The following is a 22,035-nucleotide window of genomic DNA, read 5'->3' as shown; positions in this document are numbered from 1 at the left end:
GCCGCTCCCAGCGGAAACGGCCTCAGCGGTTGAAACGCTCCACCAGTGAGTACTGAGTACCTGCGGTGCTGGTCAGCTCCTCGCTGAGCAGCGCCGAATGCTGGGCCTGTTCGGCAGTCTGGTCGGCCAGCTGGGCGATGGTGCTGATGTTGCGGCTGATCTCGTCCGCTACCGCCGTCTGTTCTTCTGTCGCTGCCGCAATCTGGGTCGCCATGTCGGTGATGTTGGCCACCGCTTCGCTGATGCCCACCAGCGCTTCGTCGGCCTGCATCACGCGGTCCACGCCTTCCTGTGCCTGGCGGTGGCCGGTTTCCATGGTCAGCACGGCGTTGCTGGCAGTTTGTTGCAGCTTGGCGATCAGCCCATGGATCTGCCCGGTGGATTCAGCGGTGCGCTGTGCCAGCTGGCGCACTTCGTCGGCCACCACGGCAAAGCCACGGCCCATTTCACCCGCACGCGCCGCTTCGATGGCTGCGTTCAATGCCAGCAGGTTGGTTTGATCGGCGATGCCCTTGATCACATCGACCACGCCACCAATCTCGTCACTATCCTTGGCCAGCTGGGTGACCGTCTGGCCGGTTTCGCCCACCGCAGCCGACAGGCGCTCGATGGCTTCCCGGGTTTCCCCGGCGATCTGCCGGCCCTGGCTGGTCAGGCGGTTGGCTTCCTGGGTGGCATCGGCCGTGCGCTGCACGTGGTTGGCCACTTCCTGGGTGGTGGCGGCCATCTGATTGACAGCGGCGGCGACCTGTTCGGTTTCCACGCGCTGGCGTTCCAGCCCCGAGGAGCTCTTGTGCGCCAGGGCGTCGGACTGGCGTGCCTGTTCGCTGAGGTGTTCGGCGCTGTCCTGCAGGCGGGTCAGGCAGGTTTTCATGCGCGCGTCCTGGCTGAGCATGGCCATTTCCAGGCGCGCCTGCACGCCGCGGCTGTCGGTGTACATCTGTGCGATCAGCGGGTCGGAGGTGGTCTGTTCGGCCAGGCGCAGCAGGCGCTTGAGGCCGCGCTGCTGCCAGCCCAGGCCGAGCAGGCCCAGGGGGACGGAAAGCCCGGCGGCCAGGGCGAAGCCCCAGGAATGGCCGAGCCAGTTGCCGATCAGGAAGCCCACCTGGCTGATCAGGATGAACGGCAGCCAGTCCTGCAGCACCGGTAGCCACTTGTCGCGGCGTGGTACGGGCGGCTTGCCTTGGTTGATGCGTTGGTAGAGCGCCTCGGCGCGACGAATCTGTTCGGCAGTGGGTTTGACCCGCACCGATTCGAAGCCAACCACCTGGTTATTGTCGAAGATCGGCGTGACGTAGGCGTTGACCCAGTAGTGGTCGCCGGACTTGCAGCGGTTCTTGACGATGCCCATCCATGGCTGGCCCTGCTTGAGGGTCTGCCACATGTGTGCGAACACGGCAGGCGGCACGTCCGGGTGGCGCACCAGGTTGTGCGGCGCGCCAGTCAGTTCCTCGCGGGTGAAACCACTGATCTCGATGAAAGCATCGTTGCAGTAAGTGATCACACCTTTGGCATTGGTGGTGGAGATCAACCGCTGCTGGGCAGGGAAAGTCCTTTCTCTCTGGGTAATCGGCTGGTTGTTACGCATGGGTTGATAGTCCGCAGGGCTTTCCAAAGCTATCGGCAAGGCCCTGGTTTTATTGAGTGAATATTTGCAAGGCTTGATCTATGGCAATGAGCCATTATGCAATCTGGGGTAGTCGCCGGGCACGTTCAAGCTTGTTTGCGTCATTATTGCGTTTTTACTGCGGATTAATGACGTAGAAGTCAGATGATGACCGATTAGCTAGCCAAGAGCCAGCATTGGGTAGCTGAACAGCGCGAAATGCACCAGGTTCAGGCCGAAATGGCAAAGCACGGCTGCCGCCAAGCCGCCCCAGCGGTACGCCAGGCCGTAGCCCACACCGGCAAGCGTGGCCAGGTATACCCACTGCCAGCCAGCCCCCAGGTGGGCCAGGCCGAACAGCATGGCGGCGGCGAGCAACGCCAGCCCCTGATGGCGCAGCAGGCGTTGCAGGCCGCCTTGCAGATAACCGCGAAACAGCAGCTCTTCGGTCAGGCTGACCAACAACAGGTTGTTCAGCAGCCACAACCAGGCTTGTTCGGGCCATTTCGGCGCCCATGCAACCATGCCCAGGGCCCAGGCCCCGCCCAGGCAGGCCAGCAGGGTCAGGGGCAGGGCGCACAGCAGACTGGCCGGCAGGCCCTGGCTGCGCCACAGGATCAGCCAAGGGCAGGCCAGCAGCAGCCAGGCGCCGATCATCGGTTTGTCCAGGTTCAGGTACATCGTGAAAGGCTGGGCGCCGGGGCTGAAAGTTGTGCTGTCGATGACCTTGGCTGCGTTGAAACCGGGCAGCCAGTGCAGTGCCAGGGCGATAGCCAGCAGGATGAACATCCCATGGCCCAAGGCTTGTAGCCAGCGCTGCGGGCGACCAGCAAGCAGGGCGCTGGTGAGCAGGGCGAGGAAGGTGGGCAGGCTGGCGATGCCGAGCTTGCCGTGGCTCAGGGCGAGCGTGTAACCGAGGGCCAGGAGTAGGAGAGCGATCAGCTGGAGGCGAGGCACGAGTGGTCCTTCTCGGGTAAATGGAAATGGGCCGCTGCCCATCGCTGGTAGGAGCGGCCTTGTGTCGCGACGGGCCATAGCGGCCTCAGATTGAGCTTCGCCGCCACTATCGAGTGGGGCCGCTACGCGCCCCATCGCGACACAAGGCCGCTCCTACAGCGGCCCAAGCATACCCGGTTCAGCCCGCGATCAATTGACGCAACACGTAATGCAGGATTCCCCCGGCCTTGAAATACTCCACCTCGTTCAAGGTATCGATCCGGCACAGCACCTCGATCTGTTCCTGTTGCCCGTCTTCGCGGGTGATGCGCAAGGGCAGGCTCATGCCTGGGTGGAGCTCCGCACCGGTCAGGCCCAGGACGTCGATCTGTTCCTTGCCGGTCAGCCCCAGTTGCTTGCGGTTGTGCCCGGCCTTGAACTGCAGCGGCAGCACGCCCATGCCCACCAGGTTTGAGCGGTGAATGCGTTCGAAGCTTTCTGCCAGCACCGCCTTGACTCCCAGCAGGTTGGTGCCTTTGGCCGCCCAGTCGCGGCTCGAGCCGGTGCCGTACTCCTGCCCGGCGATCACCACCAGCGGGGTGCCTGCCTGCTGGTAGCGCATGGCGGCGTCGTAGATCGACAGTTTCTCGTCGCTGGGCACATGCAAGGTGTTGCCGCCTTCCTCGCCCGCGAGCATTTCGTTGCGGATACGGATGTTGGCGAAGGTCCCGCGCATCATTACTTCGTGGTTGCCACGCCGCGAGCCATAGGAGTTGAAGTCACGTGGCTCCACGCCTTGGGCACGCAGGTAGCGCCCGGCCGGGCTGTCGGCCTTGATGTTGCCTGCCGGGGAAATGTGGTCGGTGGTCACCGAGTCGCCGAGCAACGCCAGTATCCGCGCGCCGCGGATGTCGGTGACCTGCGGGGGTGGCCCGCCGATGTCATCGAAGAATGGCGGGTGCTGGATGTAGGTCGAGTCGGCCTGCCACACGTAGGTGGCCGCCTGCGGTACCTCGATCGCCTGCCACTGCGCATCGCCGGCGAACACTTCGGCGTATTCCTTGTGGAACATCGCCGTGTCGACCTTGGCCACGGCAGCGGCAATTTCCTGCTGGCTGGGCCAGATGTCGCGCAGGTACACCGGTTGGCCGTCGTTGCCGATACCCAGCGGGTCGCAGGTCAGGTCCAGGCGCACCGTGCCGGCCAAGGCGTAGGCCACGACCAGCGGTGGCGATGCCAGCCAGTTGGTCTTCACCAGCGGGTGCACGCGGCCTTCGAAGTTGCGGTTGCCCGACAACACCGAGGCTACGGTGAGGTCGGCGCTGCCGATGGCCTTTTCGATCGCGTCATCCAGCGGACCGGAGTTGCCGATGCAGGTGGTGCAGCCATAGCCGACCAGGTCGAAGCCCAACTGGTCGAGGTAAGTGCTGAGCCCGGCGGCTTTGAAGTAGTCGGTGACGACCTTGGAGCCCGGTGCCAGTGAGCTCTTGACCCAGGGTTTGCGTTGCAGGCCCTTTTCCAGGGCCTTTTTCGCCACCAGCCCGGCGGCCATCATCACACTGGGGTTGGAGGTGTTGGTGCATGAGGTGATCGCAGCGATTACCACCGCGCCATCGCGCAGGGTATGGGTCTGGCCTTGATGGCTGTAGTCGATTTCTCCTGCCTGGTCGGCGTTGCCCACCGCCACGCCGCCGCCACCTTCGCTTTCCAGGCGGCCGACTTCCTTGGCCAGGGGTTTGGGTTGCAGTTCGATGAAGTGGTCGAAGGCCTGGCGCACCTGGCCCAGGGCCACGCGGTCCTGCGGCCGCTTGGGCCCGGCCAGGCTGGCCTCGACCTCGTGCATGTCCAGCGCCAGGCTGTCACTGAACAGCGGTTCCTGCCCTGGCATTCGCCACAAACCCTGGGTTTTGCAGTACTGCTCGACCAGTTGCACGGTCGCCTCGGGGCGGCCGGACAGGCGCAGGTAGTCCAGGGTCACCTGGTCGACCGGGAAGAAACCGCAGGTGGCGCCGTATTCCGGGGCCATGTTGGCGATGGTTGCGCGGTCGGCCAGGGGCAGCTCGGCCAGGCCATCGCCATAGAACTCGACGAACTTGCCCACTACGCCTTTCTTGCGCAGCATCTGCGTCACCGTCAGCACCAGGTCGGTGGCGGTGATGCCTTCGCGCAGCTTGCCGGTCAGCTTGAAGCCGATCACTTCCGGAATTAGCATCGACACCGGCTGGCCGAGCATGGCCGCCTCCGCTTCGATGCCGCCCACGCCCCAGCCGAGCACGCCCAGGCCATTGATCATGGTGGTGTGCGAATCGGTACCGACCAGGGTGTCAGGGAAGGCGTAGGTGCGGCCATCGGCCTCACGGGTCCAGACGGTGCGGCCCAGGTATTCCAGGTTGACCTGGTGGCAGATCCCGGTACCTGGGGGTACCACGCGGAAGTTGTCGAAGGCGCTCTGGCCCCAGCGCAGGAACGCGTAGCGTTCGCCGTTGCGCTGCATTTCGATGTCGACGTTCTCGCTGAAGGCTTGTGGTGTGCCATAGCGGTCGACCATCACCGAATGGTCGATCACCAGGTCCACCGGCGACAGCGGGTTGATCCGCTGCGGGTCGCCACCGGCCTTGGCCATGGCGGCGCGCATGGCGGCCAGGTCGACCACGGCCGGTACGCCGGTGAAGTCCTGCATCAGTACCCGTGCCGGGCGGTACTGGATCTCACGGTCGGAGCGCCGCTCGCCCAGCCATTGGGCGAGGGCACGCAGGTCGTCACCGGTAACGGTCTTGCCGTCCTCCCAGCGCAGCAGGTTTTCCAGCAGCACCTTCAGCGACATGGGCAGGCGCTGCAGGTCGCCCAGCTGTCGGGCGGCTTCGGTGAGGCTGTAGTAGTGGTAGGTCTGGTCGCCGACCTTGAGGGGCTTGAGTGTGTTCAGGCTATCGAGCGAGGGCATTGCCAACTCCTTCTGCGCCGGTGCCCGGTACGACTCAGGGTTGCCGGGGGCACCGCTCTGTATCGGTCCGCACGCTACGGACCTGGCTGAAAAGTCAGGTTAGACCGCTTTGCGCCACCTGACCCTTTTCTGGACCGGCGGGGCATGTCGCAGGTTCCGATCTTCCTTTATCATCGCCGCCCTGCCGGCGCCTGTGGCGCCCGCCGTAGTGGAGTGAGAGATGAATACCCTGTTCATGCATTGCCGGCCCGGTTTCGAGGGCGAGGTGTGCGCCGAAATCAGCGAACATGCCGCCCGCCTGGGCATTGCCGGCTATGCCAAAGGCAAGCCGCACAGTGCCAGTGCCGAGTTTGTCTGCAGCGAGGAGGGCGGTGCCGAGCGCTTGATGGGGGAAATGCGCTTCAATCAGCTGATTTTCCCGCGGCAATGGGCCCGTGGCGGTTATGTCGAGTTGCCGGAGAACGACCGCATCAGTGTGCTGCTGGCGCACCTGGCGGGGTTACCGGTGTTCGGCAGCCTGTGGCTGGAGGTGCTGGACAGCAACGAAGGCAAGGAACTGTCCACGTTCTGCCGCAAGTTCGAGGTACCGCTGCGCAAGGCGCTGGAGAAGGCCGGTCGCCTGGTCGACGATGCCAGCCGTCCGCGCCTGCTGCTTACGTTCATCAGTGGCCGGCGAGTGTTCGTCGGCGTTGCCCCGGCCAACAACAGCGCGCTGTGGCCCATGGGCATCCCGCGCCTGAAATTTCCTCGCGAAGCTCCCAGCCGCTCGACGCTCAAGCTGGAAGAGGCCTGGCACCAGTTCATCCCGCGCGAGCAATGGGCGCAGCGCCTGGGTGACGACATGACCGGTGTCGACCTGGGGGCCTCGCCGGGCGGCTGGACCTACCAGCTGGTGCGTCGGGGCATGCTGGTGACGGCCATCGACAACGGGCCGATGGCTGAAAGCCTGATGGATACCGGGTTGGTTCAGCACCTGATGGCCGATGGTTTTACCTGGCAGCCGAAGCAGCCGGTAGACTGGATGGTATGCGACATTGTCGAGAAGCCGGCGCGCACTACCGCGCTGATCGAGACCTGGCTGGGCGAGGGCTTGTGCCGCGAAGCGGTGGTCAACCTGAAATTGCCGATGAAGCAGCGCTATGCCGAGGTGCGGCGGCTGCTCGAGCGCATGGAGGCGACATTCAAGGCACGCAAGATCAAGGTGTCGATTGCCTGCAAGCAGCTGTACCATGACCGAGAGGAAGTGACTTGCCACCTGCGTCGAATGGACTTGAAACCGCGTTGAGCACGGCCCGGTAATTGCCGTTGCTTTTAAGCGCGCGGTAGTGCAGGCGCCGCCGATTGCGACTTCAGGAGGCCTCACTCCGGCCTTGCTCCCGGGAGGACGCGCTGCAGGCCCCATCCATGGGGCCTCAGCGCTTGACGGGCATCCATGCCTGTCACCTCCCTCCGCAAGGCCTGCGTTCGGCCTCCTGAAGTCGCGAAGATCAAGATCAAGATCAAGATCAAGATCAAGATCAGGATCAAGAGCAAGAAGAGCGAGTGGGGCGTGTGGTGCTTGGACCGCGTCGCGCTATGCGCGACAATAGCGCATCATTTGCGGAGCCCCCCATGACCGAATTCACCCCCGACGCCATCCTCGACGCCACCGGCCTGAACTGCCCGGAACCGGTGATGATGCTGCACCAGCACGTACGTGACCTCGCCGCTGGCGGCCTGCTCAAGGTCATCGCCACCGACCCCTCGACCCGTCGCGATATCCCCAAGTTCTGCAACTTCCTCGGCCACGAACTGCTGCAGCAGCAGGAAGACGCCGGCACCTTCCTGTACTGGATTCGCAAGAAAGCCGACTGAAGCGCTCTGGAACACGCCCCGCGTTGCGCCTACACTGCGTTCCCCAGACAGGAGAGCGCCATGCTGATAGTTGCCGACGAGAACATCCCGCTGCTCGATGCCTTCTTCCAGGGCTTCGGCGAAATCCGCCGTTATCCGGGCCGAAGCCTCGATGCCGCCAGCGTCAAGGACGCCGACATCCTGCTGGTGCGCTCGGTGACCAAGGTCGATCGCCAGTTGCTCGAAGGCAGCCGCGTGCGCTTTGTCGGCACCTGCACCATCGGCACCGACCACCTCGACCTCGACTACTTTGCCGAGGCTGGCATTCGCTGGAGCAGCGCGCCGGGCTGCAATGCCCGTGGCGTGGTGGATTACGTGCTGGGGAGCCTGCTGACCCTGGCCGAACTGGATGGCGTCGCATTGCCCGAGCGGGTGTATGGCGTGGTGGGTGCTGGTGAGGTAGGCGGGCGCTTGGTGCGGGTACTGCACGGCCTGGGCTGGAAGGTGCTGGTGTGTGACCCGTTGCGCCAGGCCGCCGAAGGCGGCGACTACGTCAGCCTCGATACCCTCCTGCAACAATGCGATGTGATCAGCCTGCATACGCCCTTGCAGCGCGGCGGCGAGCACCCGACCTGGCACTTGCTGGGCCAGGCACAGCTGGCACAACTGCGCCCCGGCGCCTGGTTGATCAATGCCAGCCGCGGCCCGGTGGTGGACAACAGCGCCCTGCGCGAGCTGCTGCTCGACCGTGAAGACGTGCATGCGGTGCTGGACGTGTGGGAGGGCGAGCCACAAGTCGACCTACAACTGGCCGACCTGTGCACCCTGGCCTCACCGCACATTGCTGGCTATAGCCTCGACGGTCGCCAGCGTGGCACGGCGCAGATCTACCAGGCGCTGTGCCGCTTCCTCGGCGTGGAGGCACAGGTGCAACTGGCCGACCTGCTGCCACGCCCGCCGCTGGCACAGATCGAGCTGGACGCCGATGCCGACCCCGCCTGGGCCTTGGCCACCCTGTGCCGCGCCGTATACGACCCGCGCCGTGACGATGCCGATTTCCGCCGCAGCCTCAGCGACGACCCGCAGCAGCAGCGCGCGGCATTCGATCAGTTGCGCAAACAGTACCCGCCACGGCGCGAGATCGAAGGCCTGGCGGTGCGCTTGCGCGGTGAGTCGCCGCAGTTGGCGCAACTGGTGAGTGCCTTGGGTGGGGTGCTGGTTTGACAGCCTGTTGACCGCTGCCACTGCGCTGGGCAGCTGTGCGGTCCCTGTGGGAGCGGGTTCACCCGCGAAGAGGCCAGTGCAGGATTCAGGCAAATAAAAACCCGGCGCAAGCGCCGGGTTACAAGGGATTCGCCGATCAACCTTTGCGTACGCGCTCGACCCGGCTTTGTTCCAAGGCCTTGCAGGCCTGCTGGATCATCTGCTCGGTAATCGGTACCTCGCGCCCCTGGGCGTCGATGATCGAGCCGCACACCTGCGTGGGCGGGATGGGGCGGGGCTTCTGGTTGTCGCTGCCATGCTGCAAACTCATGTAGTGCCTCCTTATCAGGTTCAAGCTCAGGGTAACCCTGCGCCGTGACTGGCCTGTGAAACCTACCGCCGCGTCCCGGCAGAAATACTCCAGCAGAAACGGCGACAAAGCTCCAGCGTCTGGTTAGACCGATAGGCTATAGCGACCTGCAAGGGTTCCCTGGGCGCCGATGAGTGGTAGGCTGCGGTTTCCCCGCTCTTGTGGTCGCCGCCATGCCTGAATCGGTTTCCCCGCGTCAACGCCGCGCCTTGCGCCTGGGTTGGCAGTTCCTCCGTCCATACCGTCGACAGATGCTGCTGGCGTTGCTGGCCCTGGTGGTCACGGCTGCCATTACCTTGTCCATGGGGCAGGGCATCCGCCTGCTGGTCGACCAAGGCTTCATGACCCGCTCCACACACCAGCTCAACCAGACCATCGGCCTGTTCCTGCTGCTGGTGCTGGCCCTGGCGGTGGGTACCTTCAGCCGCTTCTACCTGGTGTCATGGATCGGCGAGCGCTGCGTGGCCGATATCCGACGGGCTGTGTTCGACCACCTGATCGGCCTGCACCCCGGCTTTTTCGAAGACAACCGCAGCTCCGAGATCCAGTCGCGGCTGACCGCCGACACCACCTTGCTGCAGTCGGTAATCGGTTCGTCGCTGTCGATGTTCCTGCGCAACGCGCTGATGGTCATCGGCGGTGTGGTGTTGCTGTTCATCACCAACCCCAAGCTCACCAGCATCGTGGTCGTGGCCCTGCCGCTGGTGCTGGCGCCGATCCTGCTGTTCGGCCGCCGGGTACGCCGCCTGTCGCGGCAGAGCCAGGACCGTGTAGCCGACGTGGGCAGTTACGTAGCCGAGACCCTCGGCCAGATCAAGACCGTGCAGGCCTACAACCACCAGGCACATGACCGCAAGTTGTTCGCAGGCGCAGTCGAGGCGGCGTTCGCCGTGGCGCGGCAACGCATTGCCCAGCGTGCCTGGCTGATCACCCTGGTGATCGTGCTGGTGCTCGGCGCGGTGGGAGTGATGTTGTGGGTCGGCGGCATGGATGTGATCGCCGGGCGAATCTCGGCGGGCGAACTGGCCGCCTTCGTGTTCTACAGCCTGCTGGTCGGCAGTGCCTTCGGCACCCTCAGTGAAGTGATCGGCGAGCTGCAGCGTGCGGCCGGCGCAGCCGAGCGCATTGCCGAACTGCTGGCGGCACGCACGGCGATCCTGGCGCCCAGTGTGGCGCGGGTGCTGCCACAGCAACGGGCCAGTGGGCGTATCGAGCTGCAGGAACTGCTGTTCGCCTATCCGTCACGGCCCTCGGTCGCGGCTGTCGATGGCCTCAGCCTGACCATCGAGCCGGGGCAGACCGTAGCGCTGGTGGGCCCTTCGGGGGCGGGCAAGTCGACCTTGTTCGATCTGTTGCTGCGCTTCTACGACCCGCAGCAAGGGCGCATCCTGCTCGACGGCGAGGCGATTACCGAACTGGACCCCGAGCAATTGCGCCGGCAGTTCGCCCTGGTGGCGCAATCCCCCGCGCTGTTCCGCGGCACGGTCGAGGCCAATATCCGCTATGGGCGGCCCGAGGCCACCTTGGCCGAGGTCGAGGCGGCGGCCCGTGGTGCTCATGCCGACGCGTTCATCCGGCAACTGCCCCAGGGTTACCAGACCCCGCTGGGCGAGGGGGGCATCGGCCTGTCTGGCGGCCAGCGGCAACGCCTGGCCATCGCCCGGGCGTTGCTGGTCGATGCGCCGATCCTGTTGCTGGACGAAGCCACCAGCGCCCTCGACGCGCAGAGTGAACACTTGATCCAGCAGGCACTGCCCAGCCTGATGGCCGGGCGCACCACCGTGGTGATTGCTCATCGCCTGGCCACGGTACAGCATGCCGACCGTATCGCCGTCATCGACAAGGGCCGGCTGGTGGCGATAGGCACGCATCGCCAGTTGATCGAAACCAGCCCGCTTTATGCGCGCTTGGCAGCCTTGCAGTTCACCACCGGCTAGCTTGTCCTGGCTTTGTAACATTTCTGTAGTATTTGCCTGAGAGTATCTGTCTCAACTGTTGCGCGCTTGACCTGGCTGCCATTGCTTGATGGCAGCCTTTTTTTGGCCTGCCAGTAACCGGGGCTGCGTCGTCGGCCCCAGCCTTCCCCCTGGTTTCCGAGATCCAAGATGTTGCGTAAATCACTCAGAGTGCAAATTCTCTCGCTGCTCGGTGGCAGCCTGTTGGCCATGCTGCTGATCGCCCTGGTGTGCTTCCAGGTCCTCTCGTCCAGCGTGCGTGGCTATGCCGAGCTGGTGGACGGGCCGCTGCGGGCCTCGCAATTGATCGACGAAGCCAACCTGCAGTTCAAGATCCAGGTGCAGGAATGGAAGAACGTGCTGTTGCGCGGGCGCCAACCCGCTGACATGGACAAGTACTGGCAGCAGTTCCAGGCCCGCGAGCAGCAGGTGCAGCAACTGCTCGGGCAATTGATCGAGAGCAGCGACGCGCGTCTCAAGGCACCGCTGCAGCAACTGCGCGACAGCCACCGGCAGCTTGGCCAGGCCTATGCGCAGGGCCGCCAGGCGTTCCTGGCGGCGGGGGGCGACCCGGTTGCCGGCGACCAGGCGGTCAAGGGCGTGGACCGTGCCGCCAGCGAGCAGATGAGCGAGCTGGTCGAGCAACTGCGGGGCGATGCCCGCCAGCGCGCCGCCAGCCTCAGCGCCGGCGCCGAACGCACGGTATGGCTGGGCCTGTTGGTGATGCTCGCCTCGGCGGTACTGGTGGGGCTGTTCAGCCTGTGGCTGGTCAACCGCAGCCTGATCGAGCCGATCCGCCAGTTGATCGACTATGTCGCACAGCTCAGCCAGGGCCGCTTTGCGGCGCGGGTAGACAGCCGCCGCGAGGATGAACTGGGGCGCCTGGCGCGGGCGGCCAACACCTTGCGCGATTTCCTCGCCGATACCGTCGGCCGCCTGCAGGACAACGCCCAGGAGCTGGAGGGTGCCAGCGGCCAGCTGCGCAACATCGCTGGCGACATGGCCCGTGGCACCCACGACCAGTTCCAGCGCACTGACCAGGTGGCCACGGCCATGCACGAGATGTCTGCCACCGCCCAGGAAGTCGCACGCCACGCCGCTGAGGCGGCCCGCGCCGCGGACGATGCCGACCACAGTGCCCAGGCAGGCGAGCAGGTGATGCAGCAGACCATCGACATCATCGGCGTGGTCAACCGCGAGATTGCCGGCACGGCGGCGGTGATTCGCGACCTGGAGCATGACAGCACGCGCATTGGCAAAGTCCTCGAAGTGATCCGTGGCATAGCCGAACAGACCAACCTGCTGGCGCTCAACGCGGCCATCGAGGCGGCTCGCGCTGGCGAGGCCGGTCGTGGCTTTGCCGTGGTCGCCGATGAAGTGCGCAGCCTCGCCCAGCGCACGGCGGCGTCGATTGCCGAGATTCAGCAGATCATCGAAGCGGTGCAGTCCGGGGCAGTGGAAGCGGTCAAGGCCATCGAAAGCGGCCAGCAGCGCAGCGAGGAGGGCGCCGCGCAGGTGCAGCAGGCCGGGCAGATGCTGCAGCGCATCACCCTGGCAGTAGAGGCTATCCGCGACATGAACCGGCAGATCGCCACGGCGGCCGAGGAGCAGACCAGCGTGGCCGAAGACATCTCGCGCAACCTGATCGAGATCACCCGCATCGCCACGGCCAACCAGGAGGCGGTGCAGCATACCGAACAAGCCGGGCAGCGCCTGCATGGCTTGTCGGGGCAACTGGGTGAGGTCACCTCACGCCTCACTGCTTGAGGCGTTCCAGCGTTCATGCGGTCCCTGCAGAAGCGGGGACCCTTTCTCGGATGCAACAAAAAGCCCGCACAATGGCGGGCTTTTTGATCAGGATTTGGTCGGAGAGACAGGATTCGAACCTGCGGCCTTCTCGTCCCGAACGAGACGCGCTACCTGGCTGCGCTACACTCCGATGAAGGAAATCCTACTGCATCCTGTTTTTGCACGCAACCCCTTGTTGTTAAAAGGGCGTTTGCAAAAAAGCATGCTGCAATCAGAGCTCTTTCACGGTGCGAATCTGGTCCTTGTTCAGGCGCGTGCGCTTGCCATCCAGTTGCTCGAATTCGTAGAAGCCGGAGTCTTCATCGAATTTTGGGGTGTCGGTGGCCTGGATTTCGCGACCGTCGTTCAGGGTAATGACGGTTGGCGATGCGCAGCCTGCCAGGGCGCCCAGGCCCAGGGCGAGCAGGAAGGCGGGTAGGGTCCGTTGAATCATCGTGTTTCTCCAGTGCGATGGTGCTAGATGACATTAAGACGCAGCGCGTCCGCGCAAGTTCCTTCTACAGTGCAGCATAGCCGCTCAGCCAAGGCATTGACCAAGCGCAACAGCCACGGGTGTCACGCTGTGATGGGCGCGCGCTGTGTTATAACTGCGGCCATCCCATCTTGTTGTGACGGACGTCCATGAAAGCCAAGGCAGATACCCCCTTCGTGCCGCTGAACATCGCCGTGCTCACGGTCAGCGACACCCGTACCTTCGACACCGATACCTCCGGCCAGCTGTTCGTTGACCGCCTGAATGCAGCCGGCCACCGCCTGGCCGAGCGTGTGCTGCTGAAAGACGACCTGTACAAGATCCGTGCGCAGGTTGCCACCTGGATTGCCGATGACAACGTGCAAGTGGTGCTGATTACCGGCGGCACCGGCTTCACCGGGCGTGACAGCACGCCAGAGGCCGTGGCGTGCCTGCTGGACAAGCAGGTGGAAGGCTTTGGCGAGCTGTTCCGGCAGATTTCCGTGGCCGATATCGGCACCTCCACCGTGCAGTCGCGCGCCCTCGCCGGGCTGGCCAACGGCACCCTGGTGTGCTGCCTGCCGGGGTCGACCAATGCGGTGCGCACCGGCTGGGACGGTATCCTCGCGGAGCAGCTGGATGCCCGCCATCGCCCGTGCAACTTCGTCGCGCACCTGAAGCAGGCTGCGGCCTGTGACAGCCGTGGCTGAGGTCCACCAGGCCCGGCCGCTGATGCCGGTGGAACAGGCCCTGGCGCAACTGCTGGCATTGGCCGAGGCCGCCCCGATCGGCGACTCCGAGAGCCTGCCGCTGGCGGAGGCCGAGGGCCGTGTGCTGGCCAGCGCTCTGCTGGCCCCGCTCGACCTGCCGCCTTGGCCGAACAGCGCCATGGACGGTTATGCCCTGCGCCTGGCCGACTGGCAGGGCGAGCCGCTGCCGGTCAGCCAGCGGATCTTCGCTGGCCATGCGCCGCAACCGCTGCAACCCGGCACCTGTGCACGGATCTTCACCGGCGCGCCGCTCCCTGACGGCGCCGACTGCGTCGAGATGCAGGAAAACACCGCCGACGTGGAACAGGGCCGGGTCCGCTTCCTCGAACCGTTGAAAGCCGGGCAGAACATTCGTCCCCAAGGCCAGGAAACCCGCAAGGGCGAGCAGGTGATGAATGCCGGCACCCGGCTGGGGCCGATCGAGCTGGGCCTGGCCGCAAGCCTCGGTTACGACCGCCTGCAGGTGGTGCGCAAGGTGCGGGTGGCAGTGCTGTCCACGGGCGACGAACTGGTCGAGCCCGGCCTGCCGCTGGGGCCGGGGCAGATCTACAACAGCAACCGCCAGCTGCTGGTCAGCTGGTTGCAGCGGCTGGGCTGCGAGGTGGTCGATGCGGGTATCCTGCCGGATGACCTGGCGCGAACCCGCGCCTGGCTGGCCGAGCTGGTCGCTGTCGACCTGATCCTGTCCACGGGCGGCGTTTCGGTGGGCGAAGCCGACTACCTCGGTGCCGCCCTGCGCGAAGCGGGCGAGCTGGCCTTGTGGAAGCTGGCAATCAAGCCGGGCAAACCGTTGACCTTCGGCCACTACCAGGGTGTGCCGGTGATCGGCCTGCCTGGCAACCCGGCGTCGACCCTGGTCACGTTTGGCCTGCTGGCCCGGCCGTATCTGTTGCGGCGCCAGGGCGTGGCCGACGTCACGCCGCTACGTTTCGACATGCCGGCAGGCTTCGACTGGCCCAAGCCCGGCACCCGTCGCGAATACCTGCGTGCCCGCATCGAGCAGGGCCAGGTGCGCATCTACAAGAACCAGAGCTCTGGCGTGCTGCGCAGTGCGGCCTGGGCCGAAGGGTTGGTGGAGGTGCGCGAAGGCAGCACGCCGAAGCAGGGTGACTGCGTGCCGTTCATCCCATTCAGCGAGCTACTTGGCTGACCGGCCCAGCCAGGCGCTGGGCAGCGGCGCGGCCTCGGCCGCTGCCGCCTGGGCCAGGCGCATGTGTACATTCTCCAATTGCTGGGCAGCCACCCGCCAATCATGGCGCTGGCGGGCGAACTGGCGCCCGGCAGCGCCCAGCTGGCTCATGCGCCAGGGCTGGTTGAGCAGCTGTGTGATCAACAAGGCCAGCTGGTCGCCGTCGTCACTGCCCAGGTAATGCTCGCCGTTGTTCGCCGCCAGGCCGGAAACGCCTTTGCCAGTGGTGATGACCGGCAAGCCGGCGGCCATCGCTTCGAGTATCTTTACCTTGGAGCCACCGGCATAACGCAGCGGCGCAAAGAACAGTGCCGAGCGCCGCTGCAGCTCACGCAGGTCCGGGCAATAGCCCAGCCATTCGATGCGCGGGTCGTTCCAGTGCAGCTTCCAGCTGGCCGGCATGGCATGCCCGGCGATGGCCAGGCGCACCGCCGGATTGCTCATCCACACTTGTGGCAGGATGTCTTCCAGCGCCCATTCGATTGCCTCCAGGTTGGCGCCGCACTCGAAGTTGCCAACGAACAGCAGGCGCTGGCTGTGCAGCGCCGGTTCCACGAACTGGTAGAAATCGCAGTCCACGCCATTGACCACCACGTTCACCGGGCGCCCGCTGGCCTGCGCGATCAACTCGGCGTCGTGGCTGCTGACCGCCACCAGTTCGGTGGGCTGGCGCAGTACCCGCTGTTCCCAGCGCCGGTAGCGCCACCGGTCGAAGGCATTGAACGGGCGCAGCCACAGCGGCAGGCGGTCGTGGTTGGCACCGCCTGTCAGCGACTCCAGGGTGTGTTCGCTGAGCATATACGGCAGCCTGCGGGTCTGCAGGGCCTTTTCGAAGGGCTGGAAACTGTAGCTGTGCTCGATCTGGATCACGTCCCACGGCTCGTCCAGCAATTGCTCGAAGCGGTGCCGCAGGCGGGGCGCCAGGCCATTGATGATCGCCCGCATGGGGTAGTCGAGGATGGGCGAGGCCAGCAGGTTGAGCGGGCTGTGCAAGGGCCGGCGGGGCAGTACGATCAGGCGTTCGAGCAACGGCTCCAGGACCTCGCGGGCCGCCTCGTCGAGAGGAATTTTCGATTGCACCAGCAGGGTGATCCGGTGGCCGCGCTGGGCCAGTGCGCGCAGTAGATGGTATTGCCGGGTCTTGCTGCCGCTGGTGGTCGGCCAGGGCAGGTAAGGCAGCGTCCAGAGAATGCGCATGACCCGGAGTCCTCGCTGAAGGTCACGGTTGACAAGGCACGCGCGTCGGCAGGCGTGCACACCACTGCCGGTGGGGCGCGTCCTTGGCCAGGGTTGAGGCAGGCCCGGGCAAACAGGCGTCAATAGGCTGACTGGCCTGGAAAGACTCCCTGCTCGGGTCAAAAACTTGTCGATGCATCAGCCAAGCATAGCCGGGCCTGTGCGATGCTGTGAAAAAACACCGGTTGAGCCGATCAATTGCACAGCGGCATGCAACGATCCTGGGCTGCCGAGGGTCGAGATCTGGGTTGATCCATTCATGGAGGGGCGCACATGCAAGGGCGCAAGGCAATGCTGATCCTGCACGGCAAGCAGGCGATGAACGAAGAGGTGCGCAGCGCCGTGCGCGGCCTGCGCGACAGCGGCTGGGTGCTGGATGTGCGGGTTACCTGGGAGGCCGGTGACGCCCAGCGCCTGGTTACCGAAGCGCTGGCCGCCGGCTACAGCCATATCGTTGCAGGGGGTGGGGACGGCACGCTGCGCGATGTCGCCGAGGCCATGGGGCTGGCGGGTACCGAGGCCAGCCTGGCGTTGCTGCCGCTGGGCACGGCCAACGACTTTGCCAAGGCCGCCGGCATCCCCCTGGAGACCGCCACGGCGCTGGCCTTGCTCAACGTTCCTGCGCAGCCGATAGACCTGGGGCAGGCCGGCGAGCAGTTGTTCCTCAACATGGCCACAGGCGGTTTTGGCAGCCAGGTCACGGCCAACACCTCCGAAGACCTGAAGAAAGTCCTGGGCGCTGCCGCCTACCTGTTCACCGGGCTATCGCGCTTCAGCGAACTGCAGGCCGCTTCGGTGGCGTTGCAGGGGCCAGGTTTTCACTGGCAAGGGGACTTGCTGGCGCTGGGTATCGGCAATGGCCGCCAGGCCGGGGGCGGGCAGGTGCTGTGCCCCGAGGCGGTGGTCAACGACGGCTTGCTCGACATCGCCATCCTGCCGGCTCCGCAGGAAGTGGTCGGGACCTTGCGTGACCTGTTGGCCGGAGACGGCCTGTTCGTTCGGGCCAGGTTGCCCTGGGTCGAGATCAAGTGCTCGCAGGGGCTGGACATCAACCTCGATGGCGAGCCGTTGCAGGCCGACAAGCTGCGCTTCCAGGCCAGGGCCGCAGCACTGCGCCTGCACCTGCCAGCCGGGTCGCCGTTGCTCAGTCGTCCAGGCTGATGATTTTCTCGCGCACGGCGAACAGCACCAGGCCAGCCACGTCATGGATCTGCAGGCGTTTCATGATTTGCGAACGGTGGGTTTCCACCGTCTTGATCGACAGGCCCAGGCCGCTGGCGATCTCCCGGGTCGATTTGCCACGCACGATCAGGCGCAGGATCTCCAGTTGCCGCGCGGTGAGGCTGTGGCGCTCGCCCGTGGCTTGCTTGCCCTGCCTGGTGTGCTGCAGCGCCTGGTTGATGACCGTGTGGGCGATGGCCGGGCTGAGGTAGCGTTCGCCGTTGCGCACCGCGGCCAGGGCCTGCTCCAGCTCGGTGGCGCTGGTGTCCTTGAGCAGGTAGCCGTGGGCGCCGCTTTCCAGGGCACGCATGATCAGGTCCGGGTCGGTGTGCATCGACAGGATCAGTACCTTGCAGTTGTTGCCGCTGGCGCGTAGTTGGGTAAGCGCATCCAGGCCGCTGGTCGAGCGCATGGAGATGTCCAGCAAGACGATATCCGGCGCCAGCATGCGCACCCGTTCCAGCAATTGGCTGCCATCGTCGGCTTCGCCGATAACGTCATAACCGGGGATGTCGCAGACCAGGGCACGCACCCCGGCGCGGATCAGCGAATGGTCGTCTACCAACAGCAGTCTACAGGTCATGGGTGTCGGTATTCCTGGCGCGTTGCTGAGTACGCGGTGGCCATGGGAACACCGCCTCGATGTGCGTGCCCTGGCCGGGCTGGCTGGTGATGGCGAGGCTGCCCTGCAGCGCGGTGACCCGCTCCAGCATGCCGGCCAGGCCGCGTTGGCCTGCCTCGGCCGGGTTTCTCGCCGGCACAAAGCCATGGCCGTCATCACGGATCGACAGCGCCAGCCCTACGGGGGTGCGTTGCAGGCCGATGACCAGGTTGCGTGCCTGGGCATGGCGCAGCATGTTGGTCACGGCTTCCTGGGTAATACGAAACACTGCCATGGTCACCGCCTCGTCAATGCCGCCCAGGCGCTGGTTGCAAGCCAGGCTCCAGTGCACGTCGCTGTTGGCCAGGGTGCGCACCAGGTGCGCACGCAGGCTGGCTTCCAGGCCAAGGCTGGCCAGCTGCCGCGGGTTGAGCAGGGCGGACACGTTGCGCACGTTGCCCAAGGTGTCATCCAGCGTACTGCGCAGCGCCTCGCAGTGGCCCTGCAGCTCCTCAGGCATGCGTTTTTGCAGCCATTGCAACTGCAGCTTGGCGGCGGTGAGCAACTGGCCGATGTCGTCGTGCAGTTCACGGCCCAGGTGCTGGCGTTCGTCTTCCTGGACCTTGAGCATGCGCTCGGCCAGTTCCGCCGGGCGCAGGCTGATCGACCTTGCGCTCAGGCCCAGTTGCACGGCAGTGCCCAGGGTGGCGGCCAGCTGTAGCAGCAGCAGGCTGGTCGGGATCGCCTGGTTGCCCAGGTACAGCACCAGATTGGCGACCAGCGAGGCCACGCACAGCCCGACCGTTGCCCAGCGCAGCAGGGCGGCGCGGGAGCGGCAGCGCAAAGAAGTCTTCAAGCGTGGGAGCATAGGTAGGGAAGCCACTGAAGTATTGCTGATGAAGGGCCTTGCACAATGCTGGTCAGAAGCTTGGGCGCAGTTCTTTCGATAGGTTTTCGAGCACATGAGCTTCCAACCTTTCAGTAGGTTGCAAGCGTTTGTGGGTGCGCATATTACCACTTCGTACTGCCGCGGTCGCGGCTGGGTAGCGCTTTGAAACGCCGGCCGGTTGCGCCCTGCCGGCCAGCAAAGTGCCACCCGTTGAGGCGCGTAATGGGTAACTTGTGCGGTAATGATCCGACCTTGCTCCGGCAACTTCGGGCACCTTCCAGGCTCGACCATGGTGGGGCTTGAATCAACGAGGCCAGTTGCACGTTGTGCCGGGTCAATACGAGGACGGCGAGCGGTCGGGTTGTGTGCTGTCTGCCGCTTTGTCATGCGGGTGGATGCACACGCTGCCTTGTTCGTCACAGGACGTGCAGGTTCGGGCCAAGGGCTGCTGCACGACCTTGGCCAGTTCACCCAGCAGCACCAGCTGCTCGCCGATGTCCAGGTTAAGCCGGCCTGTCAGGGGGTCGACCAGCTCCAGCTGCCAGGCGAGCAGGGTCAGGCATGCCTCCACGGCCGGCAATGCTTCGCGCTGCAGGCAGCCGTCGTGGCAGGCCGGGGCGAGCAACTGTTGCAGGGCAGTGGTGTAATGGGCGACTTCGCGCAGGCCCAGGTGCATGGCCTGGCGGGCGAGGCTATCGAGCGCGTTGTCCAGGCAGCGGCAGGCATCCGGGTCGTTGTCGATCAGTTCCAGATGCTGCAGGCACTCCTGCGCCTGGGTCAGCTGTACCTGAGCGTCCAGCAGAAACCGCTGCAGCGCGTCATCGAACGATAAGGCACTGTCCTTCATGATGCCCCCGCGCGTAAGGCAGGCGCAGAGGACGGGCACGCCGATACGATAGCTAGCAAAAGCCTGACTCCATTCATGCAATGAGAATGGCGTCACATTAATGGCTAAAGGATAGCGCGAACATCAGGTTGCACCCGATTGTCGCTAAGGGTTTCCCTTATCCGAGCCTCAGGTAGGGAACTTTTTGCCGGGCTGCCGATTTGCTCGGCGGTGCCCGCAGTAAAGCATGATGTTAAAGTGATATCAATTGTTTCGGCGCATGTTCCGGCAAGGGTCAAGCTGGGCGTGAAGCCGCCGATACAAGGTGGATGATCTCAATTTTTTCGACTCAAGCCTGGGGGTTTTCCAATGGCTGGCATTCTCGACACGGTAGACCAACGTACGCAACTGGTGGGTGAGAACCGCCTGGAAATCCTGATGTTTCGCCTGGCTGGTCGCCAGCTGTTCGCGATCAACGTGTTCAAGGTCCAGGAAGTGCTCCAGCTGCCCAAGCTGACCCTGATGCCCCAGCGCCACGCCTTCGTCTGCGGGGTGGTCAACTTGCGTGGCCAGACCCTGCCAGTGATCGACCTGTCCCAGGCGATCGGCATGCGCCCGCTGCAGCCGGGGCCTGACAGCACCATCATCGTGACTGAGTACAACCGTTCGGTGCAGGCCTTCCTGGTGGGCGGTGTCGACCGCATCGTCAACATGAACTGGGAGGCGATCATGCCGCCGCCGACCAGCGCCGGGCGCCAGCATTACCTGACCGCCATCACCAAGGTGGATGACAAGCTGGTCGAAGTGATCGACGTGGAGAAGGTGCTGGCCGAGATCGTGCCGTACAACGCCCGGGTTTCCGGCGACAAGCTCGCTGACCCGGTGCTGGCGCGGGCGCGTGGCCGCGAAGTGCTGCTGGTGGACGACTCCAGCGTGGCCCTGGCGCAGTTGCGCGACACCCTGTCCCAGCTGGGGGTGAAGCTGCACGTGGCCAGTGACGGGCTGAAGGCGTTGCGCCTGCTCAAGGGCTGGGCCGATGCCGGCGAGGATGTCTGCAAGAAGTTGCTGATGGTGTTTACCGACGCCGAGATGCCGGAAATGGACGGCTACCGGCTGACCACCGAGATTCGTGGCGATGCCCGTTTGCGCCAGCTTTACGTGGTGCTGCATACCTCGCTGTCGGGCAGCTTCAACGAGTCGATGGTGAAAAAAGTCGGCTGCGACAACTTCCTGTCCAAGTTCCAGCCTGATCGCCTTGTCGATGTGGTCAAGCAACGCCTGTTGCTGGATGCCGCTACTGCGTGATCCAGGCCCCTGCCGGGTATAAGCTTGGCGTTTTTGCATGACGCGAGGCGGCAGGGATGTTTCTCAGTGAGCTGTATCGGTACCCGGTGAAGTCGGGGCAGGCGCAACGCCTGCAGGCTTCAGCGGTGGGGTTGTTGGGGTTGCAGGGTGATCGGCGCTGGATGGTGGTGGAGGAGGAGAACGGACGCTTCCTCACCCAACGTGCCTGGCCGCGGCTTGGCCAGCTCCGCGCCAGCGAAGACGACCGCGGCCAGTTGCTGCTGCAGGCGCCGGGGCAGGCTGCGTTGCGGGTGTCGGTGCCGGCGGCCGATGACGCACTGCGGGGCGTGACCATCTGGCGCGATACCTTGCGCGTGCCGGATGCCGGTGATGCGGCGGCGGCCTGGCTCAGCGAGCTGCTGGGCAAGCCCGTACGCCTGGTGCATTGCCCCGAACAGCGCGCGCGCTACCTGCCCAATGGCTATGGCTTGAACAGTGACCGGGCGGCGTTTCCGGACGGTTTTCCGTTGTTGCTGATCGGCCAGGGCTCGCTGGACGAACTCAACCGGCGGATCGGCCGGCCGATGGAAATGCTGCGCTTTCGCCCCAACCTGGTGGTGCAAGGCGCGGCGCCCTTTGCCGAGGATGGCTGGAAGCGGATTCGCATCGGCAGCCTGGAGTTCCGCGTGCTCAAGCCCAGTGTGCGCTGCATCTTCACCACCATCGACCCGGCGACTGGCGAGCGCAGTGCCGACCGCGAGCCGATGGCCACGCTCAGGACCTTCCGCGAAAAGGAAGGGGATGTGTTGTTCGGGCAGAATCTGGCGGTGGATGGTGGTGGGCAGCTTGAAGTAGGGATGGAAGTCGAAATCCTGCAATGACCGGTTGCCTGCACCGGCCTCTTGGCGGGGTTAT

At 65.0% G+C, this 22,035-nt stretch carries 19 protein-coding genes, 1 tRNA gene and 1 pseudogene; 11 read left to right on the top strand and 10 right to left on the bottom strand.

What is annotated here, in order from left to right; translation table 11 throughout:
- Window positions 1-22: 22 nt before the first annotated feature.
- The 3 genes from JKP78_RS15310 to acnA form a co-directional block, all read right to left on the bottom strand.
- Entirely contained in the window at window positions 23-1,588 is a 1,566-nt protein-coding gene (locus JKP78_RS15310; protein WP_186690641.1) for a methyl-accepting chemotaxis protein, read from the bottom strand.
- Between the two features lie 198 nt (window positions 1,589-1,786).
- Complete coding sequence (locus JKP78_RS15305; protein ID WP_442793997.1) at window positions 1,787-2,563, bottom strand: CPBP family intramembrane glutamic endopeptidase; 777 nt, start codon at window positions 2,561-2,563, stop codon at window positions 1,787-1,789.
- Window positions 2,564-2,741: 178 nt separating this feature from the next.
- The gene (gene acnA / locus JKP78_RS15300; protein WP_200626914.1) at window positions 2,742-5,483 is read right to left on the bottom strand and encodes an aconitate hydratase AcnA; all 2,742 of its coding nucleotides are present in this window, start codon (window positions 5,481-5,483) and stop codon (window positions 2,742-2,744) included.
- A gap of 220 nt (window positions 5,484-5,703) precedes the next feature.
- Here acnA and rlmM point away from each other — a divergent pair, with 220 nt between their 5' ends.
- The 3 genes from rlmM (at window position 5,704) to pdxB (ending at window position 8,540) form a co-directional block, all read left to right on the top strand.
- The gene (gene rlmM, locus JKP78_RS15295; RefSeq protein WP_186690635.1) at window positions 5,704-6,768 is read left to right on the top strand and encodes a 23S rRNA (cytidine(2498)-2'-O)-methyltransferase RlmM; all 1,065 of its coding nucleotides are present in this window, start codon (window positions 5,704-5,706) and stop codon (window positions 6,766-6,768) included.
- Between the two features lie 326 nt (window positions 6,769-7,094).
- Window positions 7,095-7,337 carry a sulfurtransferase TusA gene (gene tusA, locus JKP78_RS15290; RefSeq protein ID WP_170029072.1) on the top strand — a complete coding sequence of 81 codons (243 nt, stop codon included), beginning with the start codon at window positions 7,095-7,097 and terminating at the stop codon, window positions 7,335-7,337.
- Between the two features lie 60 nt (window positions 7,338-7,397).
- The gene (gene pdxB, locus JKP78_RS15285; protein ID WP_170029073.1) at window positions 7,398-8,540 is read left to right on the top strand and encodes a 4-phosphoerythronate dehydrogenase PdxB; all 1,143 of its coding nucleotides are present in this window, start codon (window positions 7,398-7,400) and stop codon (window positions 8,538-8,540) included.
- A 136-nt stretch (window positions 8,541-8,676) separates the two neighbouring features.
- Here pdxB and JKP78_RS15280 read toward each other — a convergent pair whose 3' ends face one another.
- Window positions 8,677-8,850, bottom strand: a complete 174-nt coding sequence (locus tag JKP78_RS15280; RefSeq protein WP_170029074.1) for a PA1571 family protein — start codon at window positions 8,848-8,850, stop codon at window positions 8,677-8,679.
- Between the two features lie 212 nt (window positions 8,851-9,062).
- Between JKP78_RS15280 and JKP78_RS15275 the strand changes: the two genes are divergently transcribed.
- From JKP78_RS15275 to JKP78_RS25475, 3 genes and pseudogenes are all read left to right on the top strand, one after another.
- On the top strand, window positions 9,063-10,826 hold the full coding sequence (locus tag JKP78_RS15275; RefSeq protein ID WP_186690624.1) for an ABC transporter transmembrane domain-containing protein: 1,764 nt from the start codon (window positions 9,063-9,065) through the stop codon (window positions 10,824-10,826).
- 168 nt (window positions 10,827-10,994) lie between these two features.
- Window positions 10,995-11,678, top strand: a pseudogene (locus JKP78_RS25480) (methyl-accepting chemotaxis protein); the annotation flags it as partial.
- Between the two features lie 165 nt (window positions 11,679-11,843).
- Entirely contained in the window at window positions 11,844-12,611 is a 768-nt protein-coding gene (locus JKP78_RS25475) for a methyl-accepting chemotaxis protein (protein WP_442794005.1), read from the top strand.
- 95 nt (window positions 12,612-12,706) lie between these two features.
- Here JKP78_RS25475 and JKP78_RS15265 read toward each other — a convergent pair.
- Both JKP78_RS15265 and JKP78_RS15260 read right to left on the bottom strand, forming a co-directional pair.
- A tRNA-Pro gene (locus JKP78_RS15265) sits at window positions 12,707-12,783 on the bottom strand.
- Window positions 12,784-12,864: 81 nt separating this feature from the next.
- Complete coding sequence (locus tag JKP78_RS15260; protein WP_025338312.1) at window positions 12,865-13,086, bottom strand: YgdI/YgdR family lipoprotein; 222 nt, start codon at window positions 13,084-13,086, stop codon at window positions 12,865-12,867.
- A 188-nt stretch (window positions 13,087-13,274) separates the two neighbouring features.
- Between JKP78_RS15260 and moaB the strand changes: the two genes are divergently transcribed.
- Entirely contained in the window at window positions 13,275-13,814 is a 540-nt protein-coding gene (gene moaB, locus JKP78_RS15255; RefSeq protein ID WP_170029077.1) for a molybdenum cofactor biosynthesis protein B, read from the top strand.
- Window positions 13,798-15,024 (top strand): molybdopterin molybdotransferase MoeA, encoded by a 1,227-nt coding sequence (locus tag JKP78_RS15250; protein WP_200626912.1) that lies wholly within the window; start codon window positions 13,798-13,800, stop codon window positions 15,022-15,024. Before moaB ends, JKP78_RS15250 begins: the two co-directional genes overlap by 17 nt.
- Here the strand turns inward: JKP78_RS15250 and JKP78_RS15245 are convergent.
- A complete protein-coding gene (locus tag JKP78_RS15245) occupies window positions 15,013-16,260 on the bottom strand; it encodes a glycosyltransferase family 4 protein (protein WP_186690626.1) in 1,248 nt (415 codons plus the stop codon). The two genes, JKP78_RS15250 and JKP78_RS15245, sit on opposite strands and share 12 nt — an antisense overlap.
- Window positions 16,261-16,572: 312 nt before the next feature.
- On the opposite strand from JKP78_RS15245, the gene yegS reads away from it, so the two are divergent.
- The gene (gene yegS / locus JKP78_RS15240; RefSeq protein WP_170029080.1) at window positions 16,573-17,460 is read left to right on the top strand and encodes a lipid kinase YegS; all 888 of its coding nucleotides are present in this window, start codon (window positions 16,573-16,575) and stop codon (window positions 17,458-17,460) included.
- On the opposite strand, the gene JKP78_RS15235 is transcribed toward yegS, so the two are convergent.
- The 3 genes from JKP78_RS15235 to JKP78_RS15225 form a co-directional block, all read right to left on the bottom strand.
- On the bottom strand, window positions 17,444-18,103 hold the full coding sequence (locus JKP78_RS15235; RefSeq protein ID WP_170029081.1) for a response regulator: 660 nt from the start codon (window positions 18,101-18,103) through the stop codon (window positions 17,444-17,446). The two genes, yegS and JKP78_RS15235, sit on opposite strands and share 17 nt — an antisense overlap.
- Window positions 18,093-18,989, bottom strand: coding sequence for a sensor histidine kinase (locus JKP78_RS15230; RefSeq protein WP_186690627.1), 897 nt, complete (start codon window positions 18,987-18,989; stop codon window positions 18,093-18,095). Before JKP78_RS15230 ends, JKP78_RS15235 begins: the two co-directional genes overlap by 11 nt.
- Before the next feature lie 355 nt (window positions 18,990-19,344).
- Window positions 19,345-19,857, bottom strand: coding sequence for a histidine kinase (locus tag JKP78_RS15225; protein WP_186690629.1), 513 nt, complete (start codon window positions 19,855-19,857; stop codon window positions 19,345-19,347).
- Between the two features lie 348 nt (window positions 19,858-20,205).
- On the opposite strand from JKP78_RS15225, the gene JKP78_RS15220 reads away from it, so the two are divergent.
- On the top strand, window positions 20,206-21,141 hold the full coding sequence (locus JKP78_RS15220; protein ID WP_170029084.1) for a chemotaxis protein CheV: 936 nt from the start codon (window positions 20,206-20,208) through the stop codon (window positions 21,139-21,141).
- Between the two features lie 56 nt (window positions 21,142-21,197).
- Window positions 21,198-22,001, top strand: coding sequence for an MOSC domain-containing protein (locus tag JKP78_RS15215; RefSeq protein ID WP_200626911.1), 804 nt, complete (start codon window positions 21,198-21,200; stop codon window positions 21,999-22,001).
- Window positions 22,002-22,035: the final 34 nt, after the last annotated feature.

This window comes from Pseudomonas sp. LAM2023 (assembly GCF_016620375.1).
Classification (GTDB): Bacteria; Pseudomonadota; Gammaproteobacteria; order Pseudomonadales; family Pseudomonadaceae; genus Aquipseudomonas; species Aquipseudomonas anuradhapurensis.
This window is presented reverse-complemented; position numbering and strand designations above follow the sequence as displayed.